This window comes from Mesorhizobium cantuariense (assembly GCF_042647205.1).
Taxonomy (GTDB): Bacteria; Pseudomonadota; Alphaproteobacteria; order Rhizobiales; family Rhizobiaceae; genus Mesorhizobium; species Mesorhizobium cantuariense.
The window spans coordinates 1,725,836-1,744,293 of record NZ_JBHRVD010000001.1 but is presented as its reverse complement, the minus strand read 5'-3'; the positions used below and the strand labels follow the sequence as shown (position 1 = coordinate 1,744,293).

General features: G+C 63.8%; 18 protein-coding genes. 9 read left to right on the top strand and 9 right to left on the bottom strand.

Features of this window, described 5'->3' with window-relative positions; translation table 11 throughout:
- Positions 1–134: 134 nt before the first annotated feature.
- The 7 genes from ACFOJ9_RS08000 to ACFOJ9_RS07970 are packed head-to-tail and all read left to right on the top strand — an operon-like array spanning position 135 to position 5,980.
- Complete coding sequence (locus ACFOJ9_RS08000; RefSeq protein ID WP_378978306.1) at positions 135–1,031, top strand: carbohydrate ABC transporter permease; 897 nt, start codon at positions 135–137, stop codon at positions 1,029–1,031.
- Between the two features lie 2 nt (positions 1,032–1,033).
- The gene (locus ACFOJ9_RS07995) at positions 1,034–1,900 is read left to right on the top strand and encodes a carbohydrate ABC transporter permease (RefSeq protein ID WP_263781903.1); all 867 of its coding nucleotides are present in this window, start codon (positions 1,034–1,036) and stop codon (positions 1,898–1,900) included.
- Positions 1,901–1,904: 4 nt separating this feature from the next.
- Positions 1,905–3,002, top strand: a complete 1,098-nt coding sequence (locus ACFOJ9_RS07990; RefSeq protein ID WP_378978304.1) for an ABC transporter ATP-binding protein — start codon at positions 1,905–1,907, stop codon at positions 3,000–3,002.
- A gap of 5 nt (positions 3,003–3,007) precedes the next feature.
- Positions 3,008–4,120 carry a mandelate racemase/muconate lactonizing enzyme family protein gene (locus ACFOJ9_RS07985; protein ID WP_378978302.1) on the top strand — a complete coding sequence of 371 codons (1,113 nt, stop codon included), beginning with the start codon at positions 3,008–3,010 and terminating at the stop codon, positions 4,118–4,120.
- Positions 4,121–4,129: 9 nt separating this feature from the next.
- Positions 4,130–4,459: an L-rhamnose mutarotase gene (locus tag ACFOJ9_RS07980; protein ID WP_378978300.1), complete on the top strand. Its 330-nt coding sequence runs from the start codon at positions 4,130–4,132 to the stop codon at positions 4,457–4,459.
- Positions 4,455–5,528: a Gfo/Idh/MocA family protein gene (locus tag ACFOJ9_RS07975; protein WP_378987647.1), complete on the top strand. Its 1,074-nt coding sequence runs from the start codon at positions 4,455–4,457 to the stop codon at positions 5,526–5,528. The genes ACFOJ9_RS07980 and ACFOJ9_RS07975 overlap by 5 nt, the downstream gene beginning before the upstream one ends.
- Positions 5,525–5,980: a MaoC/PaaZ C-terminal domain-containing protein gene (locus ACFOJ9_RS07970; protein ID WP_378987644.1), complete on the top strand. Its 456-nt coding sequence runs from the start codon at positions 5,525–5,527 to the stop codon at positions 5,978–5,980. The genes ACFOJ9_RS07975 and ACFOJ9_RS07970 overlap by 4 nt, the downstream gene beginning before the upstream one ends.
- Before the next feature lie 27 nt (positions 5,981–6,007).
- Here ACFOJ9_RS07970 and ACFOJ9_RS07965 read toward each other — a convergent pair whose 3' ends face one another.
- The 6 genes from ACFOJ9_RS07965 to ACFOJ9_RS07940 form a co-directional block, all read right to left on the bottom strand.
- Positions 6,008–6,775: a GntR family transcriptional regulator gene (locus ACFOJ9_RS07965; RefSeq protein ID WP_378978298.1), complete on the bottom strand. Its 768-nt coding sequence runs from the start codon at positions 6,773–6,775 to the stop codon at positions 6,008–6,010.
- A 256-nt stretch (positions 6,776–7,031) separates the two neighbouring features.
- Positions 7,032–7,928 (bottom strand): dihydrodipicolinate synthase family protein, encoded by an 897-nt coding sequence (locus ACFOJ9_RS07960; RefSeq protein WP_378978296.1) that lies wholly within the window; start codon positions 7,926–7,928, stop codon positions 7,032–7,034.
- Positions 7,929–7,956: 28 nt separating this feature from the next.
- Positions 7,957–10,032 (bottom strand): ABC transporter ATP-binding protein, encoded by a 2,076-nt coding sequence (locus ACFOJ9_RS07955; protein WP_378978294.1) that lies wholly within the window; start codon positions 10,030–10,032, stop codon positions 7,957–7,959.
- Positions 10,029–10,937: an oligopeptide ABC transporter permease gene (gene opp4C / locus ACFOJ9_RS07950; RefSeq protein WP_378978292.1), complete on the bottom strand. Its 909-nt coding sequence runs from the start codon at positions 10,935–10,937 to the stop codon at positions 10,029–10,031. Before opp4C ends, ACFOJ9_RS07955 begins: the two co-directional genes overlap by 4 nt.
- On the bottom strand, positions 10,930–11,886 hold the full coding sequence (locus ACFOJ9_RS07945; protein ID WP_378978290.1) for an ABC transporter permease: 957 nt from the start codon (positions 11,884–11,886) through the stop codon (positions 10,930–10,932). Before ACFOJ9_RS07945 ends, opp4C begins: the two co-directional genes overlap by 8 nt.
- 94 nt (positions 11,887–11,980) lie before the next feature.
- Positions 11,981–13,582: an ABC transporter substrate-binding protein gene (locus tag ACFOJ9_RS07940; RefSeq protein ID WP_378978288.1), complete on the bottom strand. Its 1,602-nt coding sequence runs from the start codon at positions 13,580–13,582 to the stop codon at positions 11,981–11,983.
- A gap of 190 nt (positions 13,583–13,772) precedes the next feature.
- Here ACFOJ9_RS07940 and nanR point away from each other — a divergent pair, with 190 nt between their 5' ends.
- Both nanR and ACFOJ9_RS07930 read left to right on the top strand, forming a co-directional pair.
- Complete coding sequence (gene nanR / locus ACFOJ9_RS07935; protein ID WP_378978286.1) at positions 13,773–14,483, top strand: transcriptional regulator NanR; 711 nt, start codon at positions 13,773–13,775, stop codon at positions 14,481–14,483.
- 85 nt (positions 14,484–14,568) lie between these two features.
- Positions 14,569–15,512, top strand: a protein-coding gene (locus ACFOJ9_RS07930; protein WP_378977816.1) for an IS630 family transposase whose coding sequence is annotated in 2 segments (ribosomal slippage) — positions 14,569–14,901 and positions 14,904–15,512 — 942 coding nt in all. Because the reading frame shifts where the segments join, the coding sequence is not laid out codon by codon here.
- 108 nt (positions 15,513–15,620) lie between these two features.
- On the opposite strand, the gene ACFOJ9_RS07925 is transcribed toward ACFOJ9_RS07930, so the two are convergent.
- The 3 genes from ACFOJ9_RS07925 to ACFOJ9_RS07915 are packed head-to-tail and all read right to left on the bottom strand — an operon-like array spanning position 15,621 to position 18,454.
- Positions 15,621–16,499 carry an SMP-30/gluconolactonase/LRE family protein gene (locus ACFOJ9_RS07925; protein WP_378978284.1) on the bottom strand — a complete coding sequence of 293 codons (879 nt, stop codon included), beginning with the start codon at positions 16,497–16,499 and terminating at the stop codon, positions 15,621–15,623.
- Between the two features lie 48 nt (positions 16,500–16,547).
- Positions 16,548–17,510: a BKACE family enzyme gene (locus tag ACFOJ9_RS07920; protein ID WP_126068180.1), complete on the bottom strand. Its 963-nt coding sequence runs from the start codon at positions 17,508–17,510 to the stop codon at positions 16,548–16,550.
- Positions 17,507–18,454, bottom strand: a complete 948-nt coding sequence (locus ACFOJ9_RS07915) for a 3-hydroxyacyl-CoA dehydrogenase (RefSeq protein WP_378978282.1) — start codon at positions 18,452–18,454, stop codon at positions 17,507–17,509. The genes ACFOJ9_RS07920 and ACFOJ9_RS07915 overlap by 4 nt, the downstream gene beginning before the upstream one ends.
- Positions 18,455–18,458 lie beyond the last annotated feature (4 nt).

Sequence of the window (18,458 nt, the reverse complement as noted above, 5' to 3'; positions counted from 1 at the left end):
ACGGCTCTCAAGGAGCTGCCTCCCCCATCAGCATGGGGGAGGCGATCGCGTTTCGCGGGATGCCAGCGGTTTACGCTAACCCTTCGCCCCGGCCCACGCACCGCCGTCCAAATGCAAACACCTCAAGGATTCTGATGAAGGGCTTCAAGCCATCCGCGCCATTCCTCCTGCTGCTTCCTGCTGGCATCGTGCTGGCGGCGGTTGTCGTGGTACCGCTGCTGTTGTCGCTCTACTCCAGCTTCACGCCGTTCCGCCTGACGCGGCCCGAAACGTTCTACGTCTTCATCGGCATCCGGAATTATCTTTCGATCCTGTCCAACACCGATTTCTGGTGGGCCTTCGGCCGCACGGTTCTGCTGCTGACCATCGCGCTCAATCTCGAAATGCTGCTCGGCCTTGGCCTCGCCATGCTGGTCGAGAAGGCGACGCGCGGCCAGCGCATCCTGCGCACGCTGATGATGTTCCCGATGATGTTCTCGCCGATCCTGGTCGGCTTCCAGTTCAAGTTCATGTTCAACGACAATATCGGCCTGGTGAACAATGCCCTGCAGTCGCTCGGCATCACGCAAGACGCCATACCGTGGCTGATCGAGGGCCATCTCGCCTTCATCGCCATTTCGATTGCCGAGATCTGGTCGTCGACAGCGATCTTCGCCATCCTGATCCTCGCCGGTCTGCTCGCCATGCCCAAGGAGCCGATCGAGGCGGCGCGCGTCGACGGCTGCACGCCGTGGCAGACATTCCGCTATGTGACGTGGCCGTTCGTCATGCCCTTCGCCTACATCGCCATGACCATCCGCTCACTCGACGTGGCGCGCGCCTATGACATCGTCAAGATCATGACCGATGGCGGACCGGCGGGCCGCACGGAACTACTATGGACCCTGGTGGCCCGCACCGCCTACAGCGACGGGCGCATGGGCATGGCCAACGCCATGGCCTATTTCTCGATCCTGCTGTCGATCGCCTTCACCGTCTACTTCTTCAACAAGCTCGCCGCGGCGCGCACGCAGATCGGTGCGGAGTGGTGAGAATGGACGAGAATTCTTCCGCCCGCCTGAAGCGCCGGCTGCTGGGCATCGTCTATCGCATCGGCCTGTTCCTGGCGATGCTGACGATCTGCCTGCCGGGTCTCTGGATCGTCATCTCGTCGCTGCGGCCGACCGTCGAGATCATGGCCAAGCCGCCGGTGTGGATCCCGCAGGAGATTTCGTTCGACGCCTATGTCGCCATGTTCTCGGGCATCGGCAAGGGCGGCATCCCGGTCATTGAATATTTCCGCAACTCGCTGATCATCTCGGTGACCTCGACGGTCATTGCGGTAGCCATCGGCATGGCCGGCGGCTATGCCTTCGCGCGCTACCGCTTCCGCGGCAAATCGAGCGTGTTCCTTGGCCTGATGCTGACGCGCACGGTGCCGGGCATCGCGCTGTCGCTGCCGCTGTTCTTCCTCTATGTGCGGCTCGGCATCATCGACACGCATTTCGGACTGATCCTTGCCTATGTCGCGCTCAACGTGCCGTTCACGATCTGGCTGATCGACGGCTTCTTCCGCCAGGTGCCCAAGGACCTCGCGGAGGCGGCGCAGATCGATGGCTGCACGCGCTGGCAGGCTTTCTGGCAGGTCGAGTTCCCGCTCGCAGGGCCGGGCATCGCGTCGGCCGCGATCTTCGCCTTCCTGACCTGCTGGAACGAATTCGCGCTGGCCTCGCAGCTGACCCGCTCGGTGAGCGCCAAGACGCTGCCGGTCGGCCTGCTCGACTACACCGCCGAGTTCACCATCGACTGGCGCGGCATGTGTGCGCTCGCCGTTGTGATGATCATTCCGGCGCTCACCCTCACCTACATCGTCCAGAAACACCTTGTCGGCGGCCTGACCTCCGGCGCGGTGAAAGGCTGATCTTATGGCAACCGTTACCCTCACCAAGCTGACCAAGCGCTACGGCAATATCGGGATCGTGCACGGCATCGACCTCGATATTGCCGACCGCGAGTTCATCGCGCTGGTTGGCCCCTCCGGCTGCGGCAAGTCGACGACACTGCGGATGATCGCCGGGCTGGAAGAGATCAGCGCCGGCTCGATCGAAATCGGCGGGCGTGTCGTCAACGATCTGCCGCCACGCTCGCGCAACATCTCGATGGTGTTCCAGTCCTACGCGCTCTATCCGCACATGACGGTGCGCGAGAATCTTGGCTTCTCCCTGAAGATCGCAGGGGCCGCCAAGGAGGACATGGAGCGCCGCGTCGCCGAGGCCTCGGCCATCCTCGGCCTCGACACGCTGCTGGACCGCCGCCCGTCGCAACTGTCGGGCGGCCAGCGCCAGCGCGTCGCCATGGGCCGCGCCATCGTGCGCGACCCCGATGTGTTCCTGTTCGACGAGCCGCTTTCCAATCTCGACGCCAAATTGCGCACGCAGATGCGCACCGAGATCAAGAAACTGCATGCCAAGGTGCAGTCGACGGTGATCTATGTCACCCACGACCAGGTCGAGGCGATGACGCTGGCTGACCGCATCGTCATCATGCGCGACGGCCATATTGAACAGGTCGGCACGCCCGACGAGGTTTTCCGGCGGCCGGCAACGCGCTTCGTCGCCGGCTTCATCGGCTCGCCGCCGATGAACCTGCACGAGGCCACGATCGATGACGGCCAGATGGTTTTCGCCAGCGGCGAAAGACTGCCGCTGCCCGGCCAGTTCAAGGCCAATGTCGCGACCGGCGACAAGGTCGTATTCGGATTGCGGCCCGACGACATCTATCCGACCGGCCATGGCATCAGTTCCGGCGGGGCGGCCGATGTCCACCAGATCGAACTGCCGATCACGGTCACCGAACCGCTCGGCAACGAGACACTGGTGTTCGTCGAATTCAACCGCGAAGACTGGGTAACGCGCATGCTGAACCCGAGGCCACTGCGGCCAGGCGAGCGGGTCGCCATGAGCCTCGACATGTCGCAGGCGCATCTGTTTGCCACTGAGACCGGAAAGACACTGCGGAGCTGATCGGCATGGCCAGAATCGAGAAAGTCGAACTGCGGATGGTGGACCTTGTGCCGAAGGTCAAGCGCACCGACGCGATCCAGAGCTTCGTCAGCCAGGAAACGCCGATCCTGACGATCACCGATTCCGACGGCGCGGTCGGCACCGGCTACAGCTACACGATCGGCACCGGCGGCTCGTCGGTGATGCGGCTCCTGTCCGACCATCTGGTGCCGCGCCTGATCGGCCGTGACCCCGACATGATCGAGGCGATCTGGCACGATCTCGAATTCGCCACCCATGCCACGACAATCGGTGCGATCACAGCCATCGCCATCGCGGCGATCGACACGGCGCTGTGGGATCTGCGGGCCAAGAAGCAGAACCTGCCGCTGTGGAAGCTCGCCGGCGGCGCCAAGGACCGCTGCCCGCTCTACACGACCGAAGGCGGCTGGCTGCACATCGAGACGCAAGCGCTGGTCGACGACGCGCTGGCCGCCAAGGCTAGGGGATTTCGCGGATCGAAAGTGAAGATCGGCAGGCCGCACGGCTCGGAAGATCTTGCCCGCCTGTCGGCGGTGCGCAAGGCGGTCGGCGACGGCTACGAGATCATGACCGACGCCAATCAAGGTTTTTCGATCGACGAGGCGATCCGGCGCGCCGCAAGATTGCGCGAACTCGACCTCGCCTGGATCGAGGAGCCGCTGCCGGCCGACGACATTGACGGGCATGTGCGGCTGTCGAACTCGACGCCGACGCCGATCGCCATCGGCGAGTCGCTCTACTCCATCCGCCATTTCCGTGAATATATGCAGAAAGGCGCCTGCTCGATCGTGCAGGTCGATGTCGGCCGCATCGGCGGCATCACGCCCTGGCTCAAGATTGCGCACGCGGCGGAGGCCTTCGACATTCCGGTCTGCCCGCATTTCCTGATGGAACTGCATGTCAGCCTCACCTGCGCTGTTCAGAACGGCAGATATGTCGAGTACATTCCGCAACTCGACCAGTTGACCGGCAAGCACATGCGCATCGAGGATGGCCAGGCGCTGGCGCCGGATGAACCGGGCATCGGCATCGACTGGGACTGGGACGCGGTCAAGGCCATGAGCATCGCCGAATTCACCACGGCGATCACAAAATAGGAGACGGACATGCAGCGGATGGGGATGGTTCTGGGGCTGAAGCCGGAAAAGGTCGAGGAATATGTCCGCCTGCATGCCGCCGTCTGGCCTGACGTGCTGACCATGATCTCGGCCTGCAACATCAAGAACTACTCGATCTACCTGAAGCGGCCGGAGAACCTGCTGTTCAGCACCTTCGAATACCACGGCAGCGACTATTTGGCAGACATGGCCAAGATGGCGGCTGACCCCAGGACACAGGAATGGTGGGCGGTCTGCATGCCTTGCCAGGAGCCGCTGGCGACGCGCAAGGAGGGCGAATGGTGGGCCGAAATGGACGAGGTCTTCCATCATGATTGAAGGCGGTTTCGACCCTGCCTCACTCGTCCAGTCCTGGCCCGAACCTTCGACGCCTCGGCCAATCGTCACCTTCGGTGCCGGATCGATCGTCGGCGACGCACATTTCCCGGCCTACAGGAAGGCCGGCTTTCCGGTCGCGGGACTTTACGATCCCGATCACGCCAGAGCCGCAAAGCTGGCGGATCAATGGGGAGTGACCGCCTTCCGCTCGGCGGAGGAAGCCGCCGCCATCGAGGGCGCGATCTTCGACCTCGCCACGCCGCCCTCCCGCCATGCCGATGTGCTGAAGTCCTTGCCCGATGGCGCGGTGGCGCTGATCCAGAAGCCGATGGGCAGCAACCTTGCCGAGGCGACCACGATCCTCGAGATCTGCCGTGCCAGGAAGCTCCGTGCGGCGGTGAACTTCCAGCTGCGCTTCGCGCCAATGATGCTGGCGCTCAAGGATGCCATCGCCAAGGGCTGGCTCGGCGAGGTCATCGACTTCGACGCCTGGCTGGCGCTGGCGACACCGTGGGAGCTTTGGGAATTCCTGCTCAAGGCGCCACGCGTCGAAATCGCCATGCATTCGATCCACTATCTCGATCTGATCCGGCAGTTGCTCGGCGATCCGCAAGGCGTCCACGCCAAGACGCTTGGCCATCCCAACCATAAGGTGGCGCAGACGCGCACCAGCGCCATTCTCGACTATGGCGACACCGTGCGCTGCGCCCTGTCGATCAATCACGACCATAAGTTCGGCCGGCGGCATCAGGCCTGCGAGTTCCGTATCTGCGGCACCGAGGGCGCTGCTTACCTCAAGCTCGGCCTCAATCTTGACTATCCGCGCGGCGAACCGGATGTGCTGGAGATCCATCCGAAAGGCGGAACGGACTGGGTCGCGGTGCCCTTAGCCGGTGAGTGGTTTCCCGACGCCTTTGTCGGCCGCATGGCCAATGTCCAGCGTTTCGCGACCGGAGAAGATGCTACGCTGATCAGTCCGGTCGAGGATGCGTGGAGCACGATGGCGCTGGTCGAGGCGGCCTACCAGTCGAGTGCGGCACCGGCGACGCCTATCGCGGAAAGGCCCTGATGGAACAGATCCAGTATTTCGAAGACTACGAGATTGGTGCGTCACGCCTTACCAGCGGCCGCACCATCACCGAAACCGACTTCATCGTCCATGCCGGCCACACCGGTGATTTCTTTCCGCACCACATGGACGCCGAATACATGAAGACGACGCCGTTCGGCCAGCGCATTGCCCATGGCACGCTGGTGTTCTCGGTCGGCATCGGCCTGACGGCAACCGTCGTCAACCCTGTCGCCTTTTCCTATGGCTATGACCGGCTGCGCTTCATCAAGCCGGTGTTCATAGGCGACACGATCCGCACACGCACCACCATCGCGGCCAAGGAAGACGATCCGAAGCGGCCGGGTTCAGGACGGGTGATCGAGCGCTGCGAGGTGATCAACCAGCGCGGCGAAGTGGTGCTGGCGGCCGACCACATCTACATCGTCGAACGCAGGCCAGTGCAGAGCTGAGACTCAGCGCAATGCCTATGAGCCGGCCTAGGATTTTCTCGACAGGCCATCTTCGCTGATCGCGCTGACCAGCGTCTCGCTTCCTTCGCGAAGATGCTGCCTCAGAATGCTTATGGCCTTGTCGCTGTCGCGCCGCCGGCAGGCGGCCAGCAGGTCGCGGTGCTCCGTCTGCGAGCGGTTGCGATAGTCCAGGTTCGACAGCAGGATACGCACGTAGCGATCGGCCGCATTGTGGTGGGCCTCGATCAGGCCGAGCAATCGATTGTTGCCGCAAGCATCGTAGAGAGCCAGATGAAAGGCCCGGTTCAGCGCGCCCCATCGGCCGACATTGCGCTCCGCGTCGATCTGATCGAGCACCTGTTCCGCCTCATCGAGCTTCGCGGCAGCGAGGCTGGGTACAGAGAGCCTGAGCGCCTCGCTTTCGAGCAGCTCGCGCAAAGCGTAGATTTCACTGATCTCGGCGCTGTCCATCCGGGCGACCTGCGCGCCCTTTGTCGGGTGGATGGAAACAATACCCTCGGCTTCCAGCTGGCGAAGGGCATCACGAATGGGCATGCGGCTGAAGCCGAATTGCTCGGCCAGCTCGTCCTGGCGCAGCGGAGTGCCTGCCTTGATGGTTCCATTGGCAATCGCCTCGCGCAGGACATTCGCGACCTGCTCGGCCACGGTCCGTGGCCCCTGCATCAAGCTTTCCGCAAATCCTCGCAATCGATGCTCCCGTTCATGTTGCACCAGCCTAAAGGAACCTTCTCCGAATGGATATACGTACGCCCGTATACGCCCGCCCGGCATCATTTGCCGAGAATCGCCCGATCTCCAATGCTGTGGCCAATTCCGTCATGCAGGCGACTTATGCTTCAGCCAAAAATAGTGCATTCAACTTCACGGGCACGATCGCCTCATCTGCCGCCAGTCGAGACGACCCGTCACAAGGCCTGCCTTATGGTCCGCCGAAAAGCTGTGCTCTTTCTACCGGGGCCGAAGTCAACAAATCCTGATTACAGGCGGCAGCGTCGCAGACCGCAGTCTCGCCGCGCCGCGCTGACGCTTCTCACGCAAGCCACTCTTTCACCGGCGGGCGGGCGAGAACCGCGCGCATCCGGTCCTCGGCATCGGCGACAGCCAGCGCCATCGGGGCGCGGGTCGGGCCGCAATCGACGCCGATGACGCGGAAGGCGGCCTTCATGCCCGGCAGCACGCCGGTTTCCAGCAGCACCTCGACGAAGTCCTGCGACACCATCTGCAGTGTTTTCGCCCGGGCCAGATCGCCGGCGCGGATCGCCTGATCCACCGCAACATAAAGCCTGCCGAGCAGGTTGTAGGTGGTGCCGATGCCGCCATCGGTGCCGAGCATGCCGGCGGCGGCATAGATTTCGTCGAAACCGTAGTAAAACAGCTTTTCCGGCTGCCGCTTGCGCAGCAGCGAATATTTGAACAGGTCGGTGGAGGTGTATTTGATGCCGACGACATTGCGCAGATCGAGCAGCCGGACCAGCAGGTTGAGCGGCAATGGCCGACCGGTGCGCAAGGGGATTTCGTAGACGATCAGTGGCAGGGCCGTCGCCGCCGCCAGCGCCTGATAGTAGCCGAAAACCTCCTCGTCGGAGAACGGATAGGAGTGCGGCGGCAGTGCCGACAACGCGTGGTAGCCGAGCTTTTGCGCCTGCCGCGCCAGGCGGATGGAATCGCGCAGGTTCGGCATGCCGACATGGGCGATCAGCTTTGTACCGGTGCTTGCGGCGCCAGCGAACACCACCTCTTGCTGCGCCAGCAATTCGTCCACCGTCAGCAGGCCGGATTCGCCACTGCTGCCGCCGACATAGAGCCCGGTCAGGCCCTGGCGCAGGGCATAGTCGTTGATGTTGCGCTGGCGCTGCGGATCGAACTCGCCGGCATCGCTCAGTCCGGTCATCAAGGCGGCGTACATGCCCGCCAATTGCTTGGTCATTCAGGTATCCTCAGTCTTTCCAGGAGTGTCATGGGGTGGCTTCGCCGGCGTGGTGGCAGGCGACGAGATGCTGTTCCGAGGCGGATGAGCCGAAGTCGCGAACCTGCGGCTCAACCTTGGTGCACATGTCCGTCGCCAGGGGACAGCGCGGATGGAAATGGCAGCCGGGCGGCGGTTTTGACGGATCGGGCACGCCACCGCCCAGCACGATGCGCCGGCGCGTTCCGCCGGCCTTGGGATCGGGCACCGGGATCGCTGATAAAAGCGCTCGGGTATAGGGATGCAGCGGGCCGCCGAACACCGCTGCCGTGGTACCGATCTCGACGATCCGGCCCAGATACATGACCGCGACGCGGTCGCTGAGATAGCGGATCATCGACAAGTCGTGGCCGATGAACAGATAGGTCAGCCCCAGGCGTGCCTTGAGGTCGTCGAGCAGGTTGACGATCTGCGCCTGGATGGAGACGTCGAGCGCCGAGATCGGCTCGTCGGCAATGATGAACTTCGGATCGGCTGCCAGCGCGCGGGCAATGCCGACGCGCTGGCGCTGGCCGCCGGAGAGCTCGAACGGGTAGCGGTTGCGCAGCGCTTCCCGCAAGCCGACCAGCGCCAGCAACTCGCTGACACGGGCATCGCGCGTTGCGCGGGTGCCGATCTTCTGGGCGCGTAGCCCCTCGCCGATGATGCGGCCGACGGTCATGCGCGGGTTGAGCGAGCCGAACGGGTTCTGGAAAACCATCTGCATGTCGCGGCGGCGCTGCTTAAGCTGCTCGCCTGTCGCGCCCGCATAGTCCCTGCCCTCGAAGACGATGCTGCCGGCGCTCGGGCGCTCAAGACCGAGCACGGCGCGGCCGGTCGTCGACTTGCCGCAGCCGCTTTCACCGACCAGCGCCAGCGTCTCGCCGCGCAGCACCTCGAAGCTCACCCCGTCGACCGCGTGCACAGCGCCGACCTGCCGCCTGAGCACACCGCGCCGGATCGGGAAATGAACCTTGAGGTCGGAGACGACAAGCAGCGGTTCCTGCCTGGGCGCCGCTGCCGGTGCCGCGCTTGATGCGGCTGCCTTCGCACGCGGCAGTCGCGCCACCTGCCGCCAGCGCCAGCACGCGGTGGCATGGCCGGCGCTGACCGCTTCCAGCGACGGCTTCTGCTCGCGGCAGAGCGCCTCGGCATAGTCGCAGCGCGGCGCGAAGGCGCAGAAGGTCGGCGGCAGGGTGACATTGGGCGGCGCGCCCTTGATCGGCACCAGCCTGGTGTTTGCCGCCGTCAGCGACGGAATCGAGTTCAACAGGCCAATCGTGTAGGGGTGTGTCGTTGCCGAAAACAGCTCATCGACCGGCGCCTGTTCGACGATCGAGCCCGCATACATCACCGCAACGCGGTCGACGAAGCCGGCAACCAAGCTGAGATCATGGCTGATCCAGATGATCGCCATGCCGAGCTGTTTTTGCAGGCGCACGACGAGTTCGACGATCTGCGCCTGGATGGTGACATCGAGTGCAGTGGTCGGCTCGTCGGCGATCAGGATCGACGGCTTGCAGACCAGCGCCATGGCGATGCCGATGCGCTGCAATTGGCCGCCCGAGAACTGGTGCGGAAAGGCGCGCATGCGTTGCGGCGCGTTGGCAATGCCGACCAGCGCCAGCATGTCGAGCGCCTGGCGTTCGGCTTGCGGCTGGCTCAGGCCCTGATGTTCGCGCAGCGCCTCGGTCAGTTGCAGGCCGATGGTCAGCACCGGATTCAGCGACGACATCGGATCCTGAAAGATCATGGCGATGTCGCGGCCACGGATATGGCGTAACTCGCTGTCGGGCATGGCCAGAAGATCGCGGCCACGAAACAGCGCGCGACCCGCCGTGACGCGGCCGGGCGGCTTGCGGATCAGCCCCATCAGCGTCTGCACGGTGACCGACTTGCCTGAGCCGCTTTCACCGACAATGGCCAGCGACTCGCCTTCGGCAAGGTCGAAGGAGACATCGTTGACGGCATAGACGGAACGGCCCCGGGGACCAAACTCGACGCTCAGCCCTTGCACGGAAAGCACAGCTTGCTGCCCGGTCCCCTTTGCGGCCCTGTCGACGGTAAGCGTGTCGGCGCCCATCATTTCGCGCCCCCGCCCATGATGTGCTGCGGGTCGAGCGCGTCACGCAGGCCGTCGCCGACGAAATTGATGCTGAGCACCGCCATCGCGATCATCGCCCCGGGCGGGATCCACATCCAGGGCTGGCTTTCGAGGATCGACAGCGTGCGCGCATCGCGCAGCATGTTGCCCCAGCTGGCCGCCGGCGCCTGCGCGCCGAGGCCGAGGAAGGACAGCGACGCCTCGAGCAGGATCACCGTGGCGACGTCGAGCGTAATCGCCACCAGGATCGGGCTCAGCACGTTGGGCAGGATGTGTTCGAGGATGATGACCGATGGCGAGGTGCCGAGCGAGCGCGCGGCAAGGACGAATTCCTGGTTGCGCAGCGCCAAAATCTCGCCGCGCGTCAGCCGGGCGATGGACGGCCAGCTAAGCAGCCCGATCACCACCATGGTGTTGAAGATGCTGGGGCCGACCACGGCGACGAAGGCGATGATGATGACCAGGCGCGGAAAGGTCAGCACCATGTCGATCAGGCCCATCAGCAAGAGGTCGACCTTGCCGCCGAAATAGCCGGCAACGCAGCCGATGAAGATGCCGATTGCCGCCGAGATGGCCACGGCGACAAAGCCGACCGTCAGCGAGATACGGCCGCCATAGAGGATGCGGGCAAAGATATCGCGGCCGGTGCCGTCGGTGCCCAGCCAATGCATGCCGCCAGGCGGCTGGTTGCGCCCTCTTAGGTCGATCTCGTTCGGCCCGTAGTGCGCGATCAGCGGCGCCAGCACGCAGGCGAGCACGATTATGGCGAGCATGATCAGGCCGAGCGTCGCCAGCCGGTGATTGAGGAAGCGGCGTGCCGCCTCGCCCCACAGGCCCCGCGAGGCGCCGGCGGCAATCGTCATGTCGGCGGCGGTGGCGTCAGTCATAGCTCACCCTTGGGTCGAGCACGCTGTAGGCAAGGTCGGTCGCAAGGTTGGCCAGCATGACGATGATGGCGGTGATCAGCACATAGCCCATGATGACCGGGCTATCCCTGTTCACCACCGCGTCGATGAACATCAGGCCGATGCCCGGCCACTGGAAAATGGTCTCGATCACCACCGAGCCGCCGAACAGCGTCGGCAAAGTGAGGCCGAAGACAGTGACCAGCGGGATCAGCGCGTTGCGCAGACCGTGGCGCAGCGTGATCGTGCTGGGCCGCAAGCCCTTGGCCTTGGCGGTGCGCATATAGTCCTGGTTCAGCACTTCGAGCATGCCGGCCCGGGCATAGCGCATGAAGATCGCGGCGCGGAACAAAGCGAGTGCGGCGGCCGGCAGGATCAGATGCTTGAGATTGTCCACGAGCGAGAAGCCGTCGCCCGCCGTCGAGATGCCCGATGACGGCAGCCAGCGCAGTTCCAGCGCAAAGACATAGACGAGCAGCAACCCCATGAAGAAATCCGGGATCGACACGCCGACGAAGCCGCCCAGCGTCAGCGAATAGTCGGTCAACTTATATTGCCTGAGCGCCGAGATTACCCCCAGCGTGGTGCCGATGATGAAGGCGACGAGCAGTGCCACCCCCATCAACTCCAGCGTCATCGGCAGGCGCTCGCCGATGATCTCGCCGACGCTGCGGCCATTGACGAAGGAGCGGCCGAGATTGCCGTGCAGGATCTGGCCGATCCAGTTGAGGTATTGGACGTAGAGCGGCTGGTCGAGACCGAGCTCGCCGCGCCGCATCGCGATCAGCGCCTCGCTCGACGGCGCCTCCGCCGTGATCATCGCCAGCACGGCATCGCCCGGCATGGCATGCGCGATGGCGAAGACGATCACGGTGACGCCGAACAGCACCGGGATGCTGAGCAGCAGTTTTCGCAGGAGATAGCTGAGCATCGGCCTCTCCTATCGCTGAAGGCGGCTCTTGAGGCGATGGGTCATGAGGTTCCAGAGCCTCATGACCCACCGATGAGGACATTGACGCAGCAGCCTATTTGGCCACTTCCCACTTCTCGACTTCGTTGTAGACGGGGTGGTTGAAGATCACGAGCGGCTGCTCCTTGAAGTGCTGCGCAAGGCCGACGATGCGGTTGTTGAAAGCCAGCGGCCGCACCTCGTTCCACAGCCAGGCCTTTGGCAGGTCCTTGTTGAGGATGCGCGAGGCTTCCTGATAGGCTTCGGCGCGCACGGCGCGGTCGGCCGATTCCAGCCCCTTGTTGAACAGTTCATCGACCTTGGGATTGCAATAGCCCATGCTGAGCGGCTTGGCGCCGCAGACGACGACCGGCGAGCCGAGCGAGGGATCGAGCCCCATGCCATTGGCGAAAAAGCCCATCTGGAAGCTGCCGTCGGCATAGGTCTGGTTGATCGCCGCTGGATCGAGCAGGCGCGGCTGGATGTTGACGCCGACGGCGGCCAGATAGCTTTGGATGGCGGTGACGGTGTCGACGTTCATCTGGTCGGAATAATAGTAGATGAAATCGATCGGCTGGCTGCCGTCCCAGCCCGCTTCGGCAAGCAATTGTTTGGCCTTGTCGGGATTGTAGTCATAGGGCTCGAGGTCCTTGGCGCGCGCCCAGTCCTGCGGAAACAGCGTGTTCGACAGTTCGCCTGCGCCCTGCTTGACCGTCTCGATGATGGCCTTGCGGTCGATGGCGTAGAGCATCGCCTGGCGAACACGCACGTCGGCGAAGCGCTTGTTCTCCAGGTTGAACTGCAGGTAGGTCGGCAGGCCGGCGGAGAATTTCGGCAGCACCGTCAGATAGTCGAGCTTCTGCAGGCGGGCGAGTTCGGAGATCGGCACGCCGCCGCCCTCATAAGACATGGCGTCGACCTCCTGCGTCTCGAGGGCCGCGATGATCGGCGGCACATCCTTGTAGATCTGGTAGATGATGCGGTCGAGTTTCGGCGCGCCTAGGAAATAATCGGGATTGCGATCGACCTCGACATACTGGTCGCTCTCGTATTTCTTCCAGACGAACGGGCCGGTGCCGACGCGGTTGACCCAGAAGGCGTTGCCCTTGATATCGCCGGGCGCGACCTTGCCGAGGATGTGTTCGGGAAAGATGCTGATGGCGATAAGCTGCAGCTCGACCCAGAGCGGCTTGGCGCTGTCGAGTTCGATCTGGACGGTCATGTCGTCAATCGCCTTGACCCCGGCAAGCGAGGAGGCCGAGCCATCCTGGAAAGCCTTGTATCCGGCGACAGCGCCGAGCTTCTGCGCCCAGGGCGAGCCAACCTTGGGATTGGCGTAGAGGTTAAGGCTGAACACCACGTCCTTGGCGGTGAAGGGCGTGCCGTCATGCCATTTGACGCCGTGGCGCAGGCTGAAGACATAGGTCTTGCCGCCGTCGGGCGTCTTCCAGCTTTCGGCCAGCATCGGCTGCACGCCGTCGCCAGTCCATTTGATGTGGACGAGGCCTTGCAGCACCGTCTCGTCGAGCCGGTGGCCGCAGGTGGTGTGCAGCGTGCCCATCTCGATGCAGCCGGTGCGCATGGCGGAACGGAACGTGCCGCCTCCTTCGGCCTTGGCGGTCACGGCGGCAAACATCAACGCCAGCGCCGGCACAAGGCTCATCAACAGTCGTCTCATGGAATTCTCCTCCCGTTGCTTTCCGCCGACCGAAATCGGGGCGATGCCCCTGCTCCAGGCCTGCTCCTGCGTCAGACCTTCGCCTGTCACGCCGACCGCCGCGTCATCAGCCCGCGGCGGCCTCCTCCAACCCTTCGGTCCCGCAAGTCCTCGCTTGCGGCGACTGGTCTAATAGCTTAAAAGGTAGACCATGCACAATATGCCGGTTCGAAAAAAATTGTCCGACGAAGTCCGCCTCCGCCTGGAGGAGATGATCCGCGACGAGGTCTATCCGGTCGGCGCCTCGCTGCCGTCTGAGCGCGACCTGATGTCGATGTTCGATGTCGGCCGCCCCTCGGTGCGCGAAGCGCTGTTTGCGCTGGAGAAAATGGGACTGGTGCGCATCAACAGCGGCGAGCGGCCAAAGGTGACACGGCCAACGCCGAAGAACATGCTGGAGCAACTGACCGGCACGGCACATCTGTTGATGGACCAGCCCGACGGCATCGGCCATTTCGAGCAGCTGCGGCTGTTTCTGGAAGTCTCGATCGCGCGCCATGCCGCCGAGGTGGCGACGCGCGAACAGGTCGAGGCGCTTGCCACGGCACTTGCCGAGAACGAACGCGCCATTCCCCGCGCCCGGGCCTTCGCCGTCACCGATGTGGCGTTTCACCGGGTGCTGACAGCAATTCCCGGCAACCCGATCTTCCTCGCGGCGCACGAAGCGCTGGTGGAGTGGCTGATCAACCAGCGCATCCACATGGCCAACACCGAGGTCGAAAACCGCCGGAGTTTTGCCGGCCACAAGAACGTGTTTGAAGCCATAGAGCGGCACGATCCGGAAGCGGCCGGCCGAGCAATGCGCGAGCATCTGGAAAACGCCCGCCGCAAGTTCAATTCGGGCCTGGCGAAACCGGACTAGAGCGGGATGGGATTTGTAAGAGTCGTGGGATTCCCAAATCACCTTTGTTCTGATTCAACCTTCATACTGGAGGAGGCCAGTATGGATGGCAGGATATTCGATGGACCTTCGCGAGCGGGTTGTCGCCGCGGTTAAGACGGAAGGGCTCTCGCGGCGCGCCGCGGCGGCTCGATTTGGCGTCAGCTATAGCGCGGCCATTGCGTGGCTTAAGCGTGTTGAAGAGACTGGCAGTGCCGCGCCTCGCCAGGTGGGCGGCTACAAACCGAAGAAACTCTCGGGAGCGTGGCGCGACTGGCTGATCGAGCGCTGTCACGACGGGGACTTCACCTTGCGCGGCCTTGTGGCCGAGCTTGGTGAGCGTGGTCTGAAGGTCGACTACCGTTCGGTATGGGAGTTCGTGCATGCCGAGAAGCTCACTCACAAAAAAAGACGCTGATCGCCGCCGAACAGGATCGTCCCGATGTCGCGCGACGGCGGCTGCAGTGGACGAAGTATCGGGGCCGGATCGATCCCACGCGACTGGTCTTCATTGACGAGACCTGGACCAAGACCAACATGTCGCCGCTCAGGGGCTGGGCGCCGGTGGGCCAGCGCATCAAGGCCAAAGTGCCGCACGGCCACTGGAAGACCATGACCTTCCTGGCCGCGCTGCGCCACGATCGCGTCGATGCGCCTTGGCTGATCGATGGGCCGATCAACGGCGAGAGGTTCCTCCTCTATGTCGAGAAGGTTCTCGCGCCGACCCTCCAGCCGGGGGATATAGTCATCATGGACAATCTCGGCTCGCACAAAGGCAAGGCGGTGCGCCGCGCCATACGCGCCGCCGGCGCAAGGCTCTTCTTCCTGCCGAAATACTCGCCCGACCTCAATCCGATCGAGCAGCTCTTTTCAAAGCTCAAGCACTGGCTGAGAAAGGCCGCAAGCCGAACCGTCGAAGCCGTCTGCGACGCGATCGGCCAAACCCTCAATCGCGTCACACCGGCAGAGTGCTCACACTACTTCGAAAACTCCGGCTATGACCGAAACTAATCTCATCCCGCTCTAGGCGCGCCCGTCTTTACGCTCGGCCAGCGTCTCTCGAACTCAAATCAGCAGCACGAAACCGTGCTTTGCCGCTGCGGCCAATCCTTCCTCCCGTCAACCGCCGAAGCGCGGTTCCGCGACGCCCTGGATGCCAAGACCGGTGATGGCGAACAGGCTGCCGCGCAGGACGCCGTCGCCGGGAAAACGGGGCAGCGGCGGCTTGGCCATCGAGGTGACGTAGAGAGTGTCGAGCTTCGGTCCGCCGAACATGACGCTGGTGATCTTCTTGACCGGCATGTCGATGACGCGGTCGATGCTGCCATCCGGCGCGTAGCGCACCAGCCTTCCGTCATAGACCAGCGCGTTCCACACATAGCCCTCGGCATCGACGGTCGAGCCGTCAGCCGCACCGCCCCGGCTGGTGTCGACGCGCACGAAGGTGCGCCGGTTGGTGGCGGCGCCGGTGGTGATATCATAGTCGTAGGCCCAGATCTCGCCGGTCCAGGTGTCGGCGAAATAGAAGGTGCGGTCGTCGGGGCTCCAGCACGGACCGTTGGAGCAGATGATGCCGGAATCGATGCGGGTGACGGAGAAATCCGGATCGAGCCTGTAGAGACCGCCGGACGGCCCCTCTTCCATCGTATCCATGGAGCCGGCGAAGAAGCGGCCGCGCCGGTCGACCTTGCCGTCGTTGAGCCGGTTCATCGGCTTGTCCGGCTCGGGATCGTGGATCAGAGTCACATCGCCGGTGGCGAAATCGAGCAGATGGAAGCCGCGCTGCAGCGACACCACGGCACCGCTGCCATCCTTGCGCAGCGCCATCGAGCCAATCTTCATCGGCACGTCCCACGACCGGATCTCGCGCCCGTCGGCGGTGGCTCGAAACACCCGCCCGTCGAAACTATCGATCCAGTACAAGCGCTCCTGTTCGACGTCCCAAAGCGGCCCTTCGCCCAGTGTGGTCTTCACATCCACCACAACTTCGATCTTCATGCCGTCCTCCCTCGGAATTGGCGCCACGCAGCGATTGGTCAGGCGGCGTCAGAAAGCGACCTTGTCGCCGCCCTTCAATGACAGGATCTCGCGCGCCTCGTCGGGCGTCGCCACCTCCATGCCGAGCCCTTCGATGATCTTGCGGGCAAGCAGCACCTGTTCGGCGTTCGATTTGGCAAGCTTGCCCTTGCCCGCCCACAGACTGTCCTCCAGCCCGACGCGAATATTGCCGCCGAGTGCGGCCGATTGTGCAGCGATGCGCAGCTGGCTGGCGCCGGCGCCCAGCACCGACCAGCGGAACTGGTCGCCGAACAGCCGGTCGGCGGTGCGCTTCATATGGGCGACGTCTTCTGGATGGGTGCCGATGCCGCCCAGCAGCCCGAACACCGACTGCACAAAGAAAGGCGGCTTCACCAGCCCACGGTCGGCGAAGTGGGAAAGATTGTAGAGATGGGCGATGTCGTAGCACTCGAACTCGAAGCGCGTGCCATTGTCGTAACAAGTCGCCAAGATGTACTCGATATCCTTGAACGAGTTGCGGAAGACGAGGTCGCGCGTCGCTTCCAGATGCGGCTTTTCCCAGTCGAACTTGAAGGTCTCGTATTTGTCGGCCAGGTGATAGAGCCCGAAATTGATCGAACCCATGTTGAGCGAGGCGACTTCCGGCTTGAACTGGGCAGCCGGGCGCACGCGCTCCTCGACCTTCATGTAGGGGCTGCCGCCGGTGGTGATGTTGATGGCGGCGTTGGTGCCTTGCTTGACGCGCGGCAGGAAGCGGGCGAAGGCCTCCGGCGTCTGGTCAGGCTTGCCGGTTTCCGGGTCGCGGGCGTGCAGATGCAGGATCGCAGCACCGGCTTCGGCAGCCGCGATCGCCTCCGAAGCGATCTGGTCGGGCGTGATCGGCAGATAGGGCGACATGGTCGGCGTGTGGATGGCGCCCGTCACCGCGCAGGTGATGATGACCTTGCCCCTGGTTGCGGTGGCCCCGGTTTTGCGGCTGGTTTCGCTCATCGTCCGTACTCCTGATCCGATTTTTTCTTGTGCGCCGCCAGCGCCATCAGCCGGCGGTCGCGCCACACCTGCCGCTCGCCGAGGCTCTCGCGCGGCAGGCGCTCGCGGCGATCGGCTTCGACGGTTTTCATGACCTCACCCGCCCAGTCGACGCGGCGCAGCATCTGCGGGAAAATGTTCGAATAGATCGACTGATAGCGCTCGACATAGTCGCGCACGCCGCCGGGCGCATTGAGATCGATGGTCTCGAACGGACCCATGAACGACCAGCGCAGCGCCAGCCCGTCGCGGATACCGATATCCACATCCTCGACGCTGGCGTAGCCGTCGGCGACAAGCCGGAAAGCTTCCTCCAGCAGCGCGCCTTGCAGGCGGTTCATGATGAAGCCGTCGAGTTCGCGCTGCATCACCAACGGCGCATGACCGGCGTCGATGAGGAAGGCGCGGGTTCTCTCAACCGTCTCGGCGGACGTCCACGGCGCCGGCACAACTTCGGCCGCCGGAATGAGATAGGGCGGATTGATCGGATGCACGACCAGACAGCGATACCGCCCTTGCAGATGGTCGGTGAATTTCGACGGCAACAGCGCCGAGGTGGAACTGGCGATGACTGTCTGCGGATCGGCAAGCCTGTCGATCAGGGAGAACACCTCCCGCTTCACCTCGAGGTTTTCAGGCGTGTTCTCCTGGATATGGACCGCACCAGCCAGCGCCTCTACCAGCTCGGCGACAACGGTGATCCGGCCGAGCACGGCATCGATCGCCTGTCCTCGCAGCAGGTCGTTCGCAGCGGGATCGCCAAGCACGCCGGCAATGTAGTCGCGGGCGCCGCCCGTCGCGGCGGGCGACTGGTCCCACATCCGCACATCATGGCCGGCGCGGGCGAAGCTGATCGCCCAGGCCCGCCCGATGAACCCGCTTCCGACGATCGCGACATTGGCCATGGAT

Coding starts and splice junctions, on each gene's coding strand:
- ACFOJ9_RS08000 (WP_378978306.1), top strand. CDS start 135: ATGAAGGGCTTCAAGCCATCCGCGCCATTCCTCCTGCTGCTTCCTGCT.
- ACFOJ9_RS07995 (WP_263781903.1), top strand. CDS start 1,034: ATGGACGAGAATTCTTCCGCCCGCCTGAAGCGCCGGCTGCTGGGCATC.
- ACFOJ9_RS07990 (WP_378978304.1), top strand. CDS start 1,905: ATGGCAACCGTTACCCTCACCAAGCTGACCAAGCGCTACGGCAATATC.
- ACFOJ9_RS07985 (WP_378978302.1), top strand. CDS start 3,008: ATGGCCAGAATCGAGAAAGTCGAACTGCGGATGGTGGACCTTGTGCCG.
- ACFOJ9_RS07980 (WP_378978300.1), top strand. CDS start 4,130: ATGCAGCGGATGGGGATGGTTCTGGGGCTGAAGCCGGAAAAGGTCGAG.
- ACFOJ9_RS07965 (WP_378978298.1), bottom strand. CDS start 6,775: ATGATGCCGGGCGGGCGTATACGGGCGTACGTATATCCATTCGGAGAA.
- ACFOJ9_RS07960 (WP_378978296.1), bottom strand. CDS start 7,928: ATGACCAAGCAATTGGCGGGCATGTACGCCGCCTTGATGACCGGACTG.
- ACFOJ9_RS07955 (WP_378978294.1), bottom strand. CDS start 10,032: ATGATGGGCGCCGACACGCTTACCGTCGACAGGGCCGCAAAGGGGACC.
- opp4C (WP_378978292.1), bottom strand. CDS start 10,937: ATGACTGACGCCACCGCCGCCGACATGACGATTGCCGCCGGCGCCTCG.
- ACFOJ9_RS07945 (WP_378978290.1), bottom strand. CDS start 11,886: ATGCTCAGCTATCTCCTGCGAAAACTGCTGCTCAGCATCCCGGTGCTG.
- ACFOJ9_RS07940 (WP_378978288.1), bottom strand. CDS start 13,582: ATGAGACGACTGTTGATGAGCCTTGTGCCGGCGCTGGCGTTGATGTTT.
- nanR (WP_378978286.1), top strand. CDS start 13,773: ATGCACAATATGCCGGTTCGAAAAAAATTGTCCGACGAAGTCCGCCTC.
- ACFOJ9_RS07925 (WP_378978284.1), bottom strand. CDS start 16,499: ATGAAGATCGAAGTTGTGGTGGATGTGAAGACCACACTGGGCGAAGGG.
- ACFOJ9_RS07920 (WP_126068180.1), bottom strand. CDS start 17,510: ATGAGCGAAACCAGCCGCAAAACCGGGGCCACCGCAACCAGGGGCAAG.
- ACFOJ9_RS07915 (WP_378978282.1), bottom strand. CDS start 18,454: ATGGCCAATGTCGCGATCGTCGGAAGCGGGTTCATCGGGCGGGCCTGG.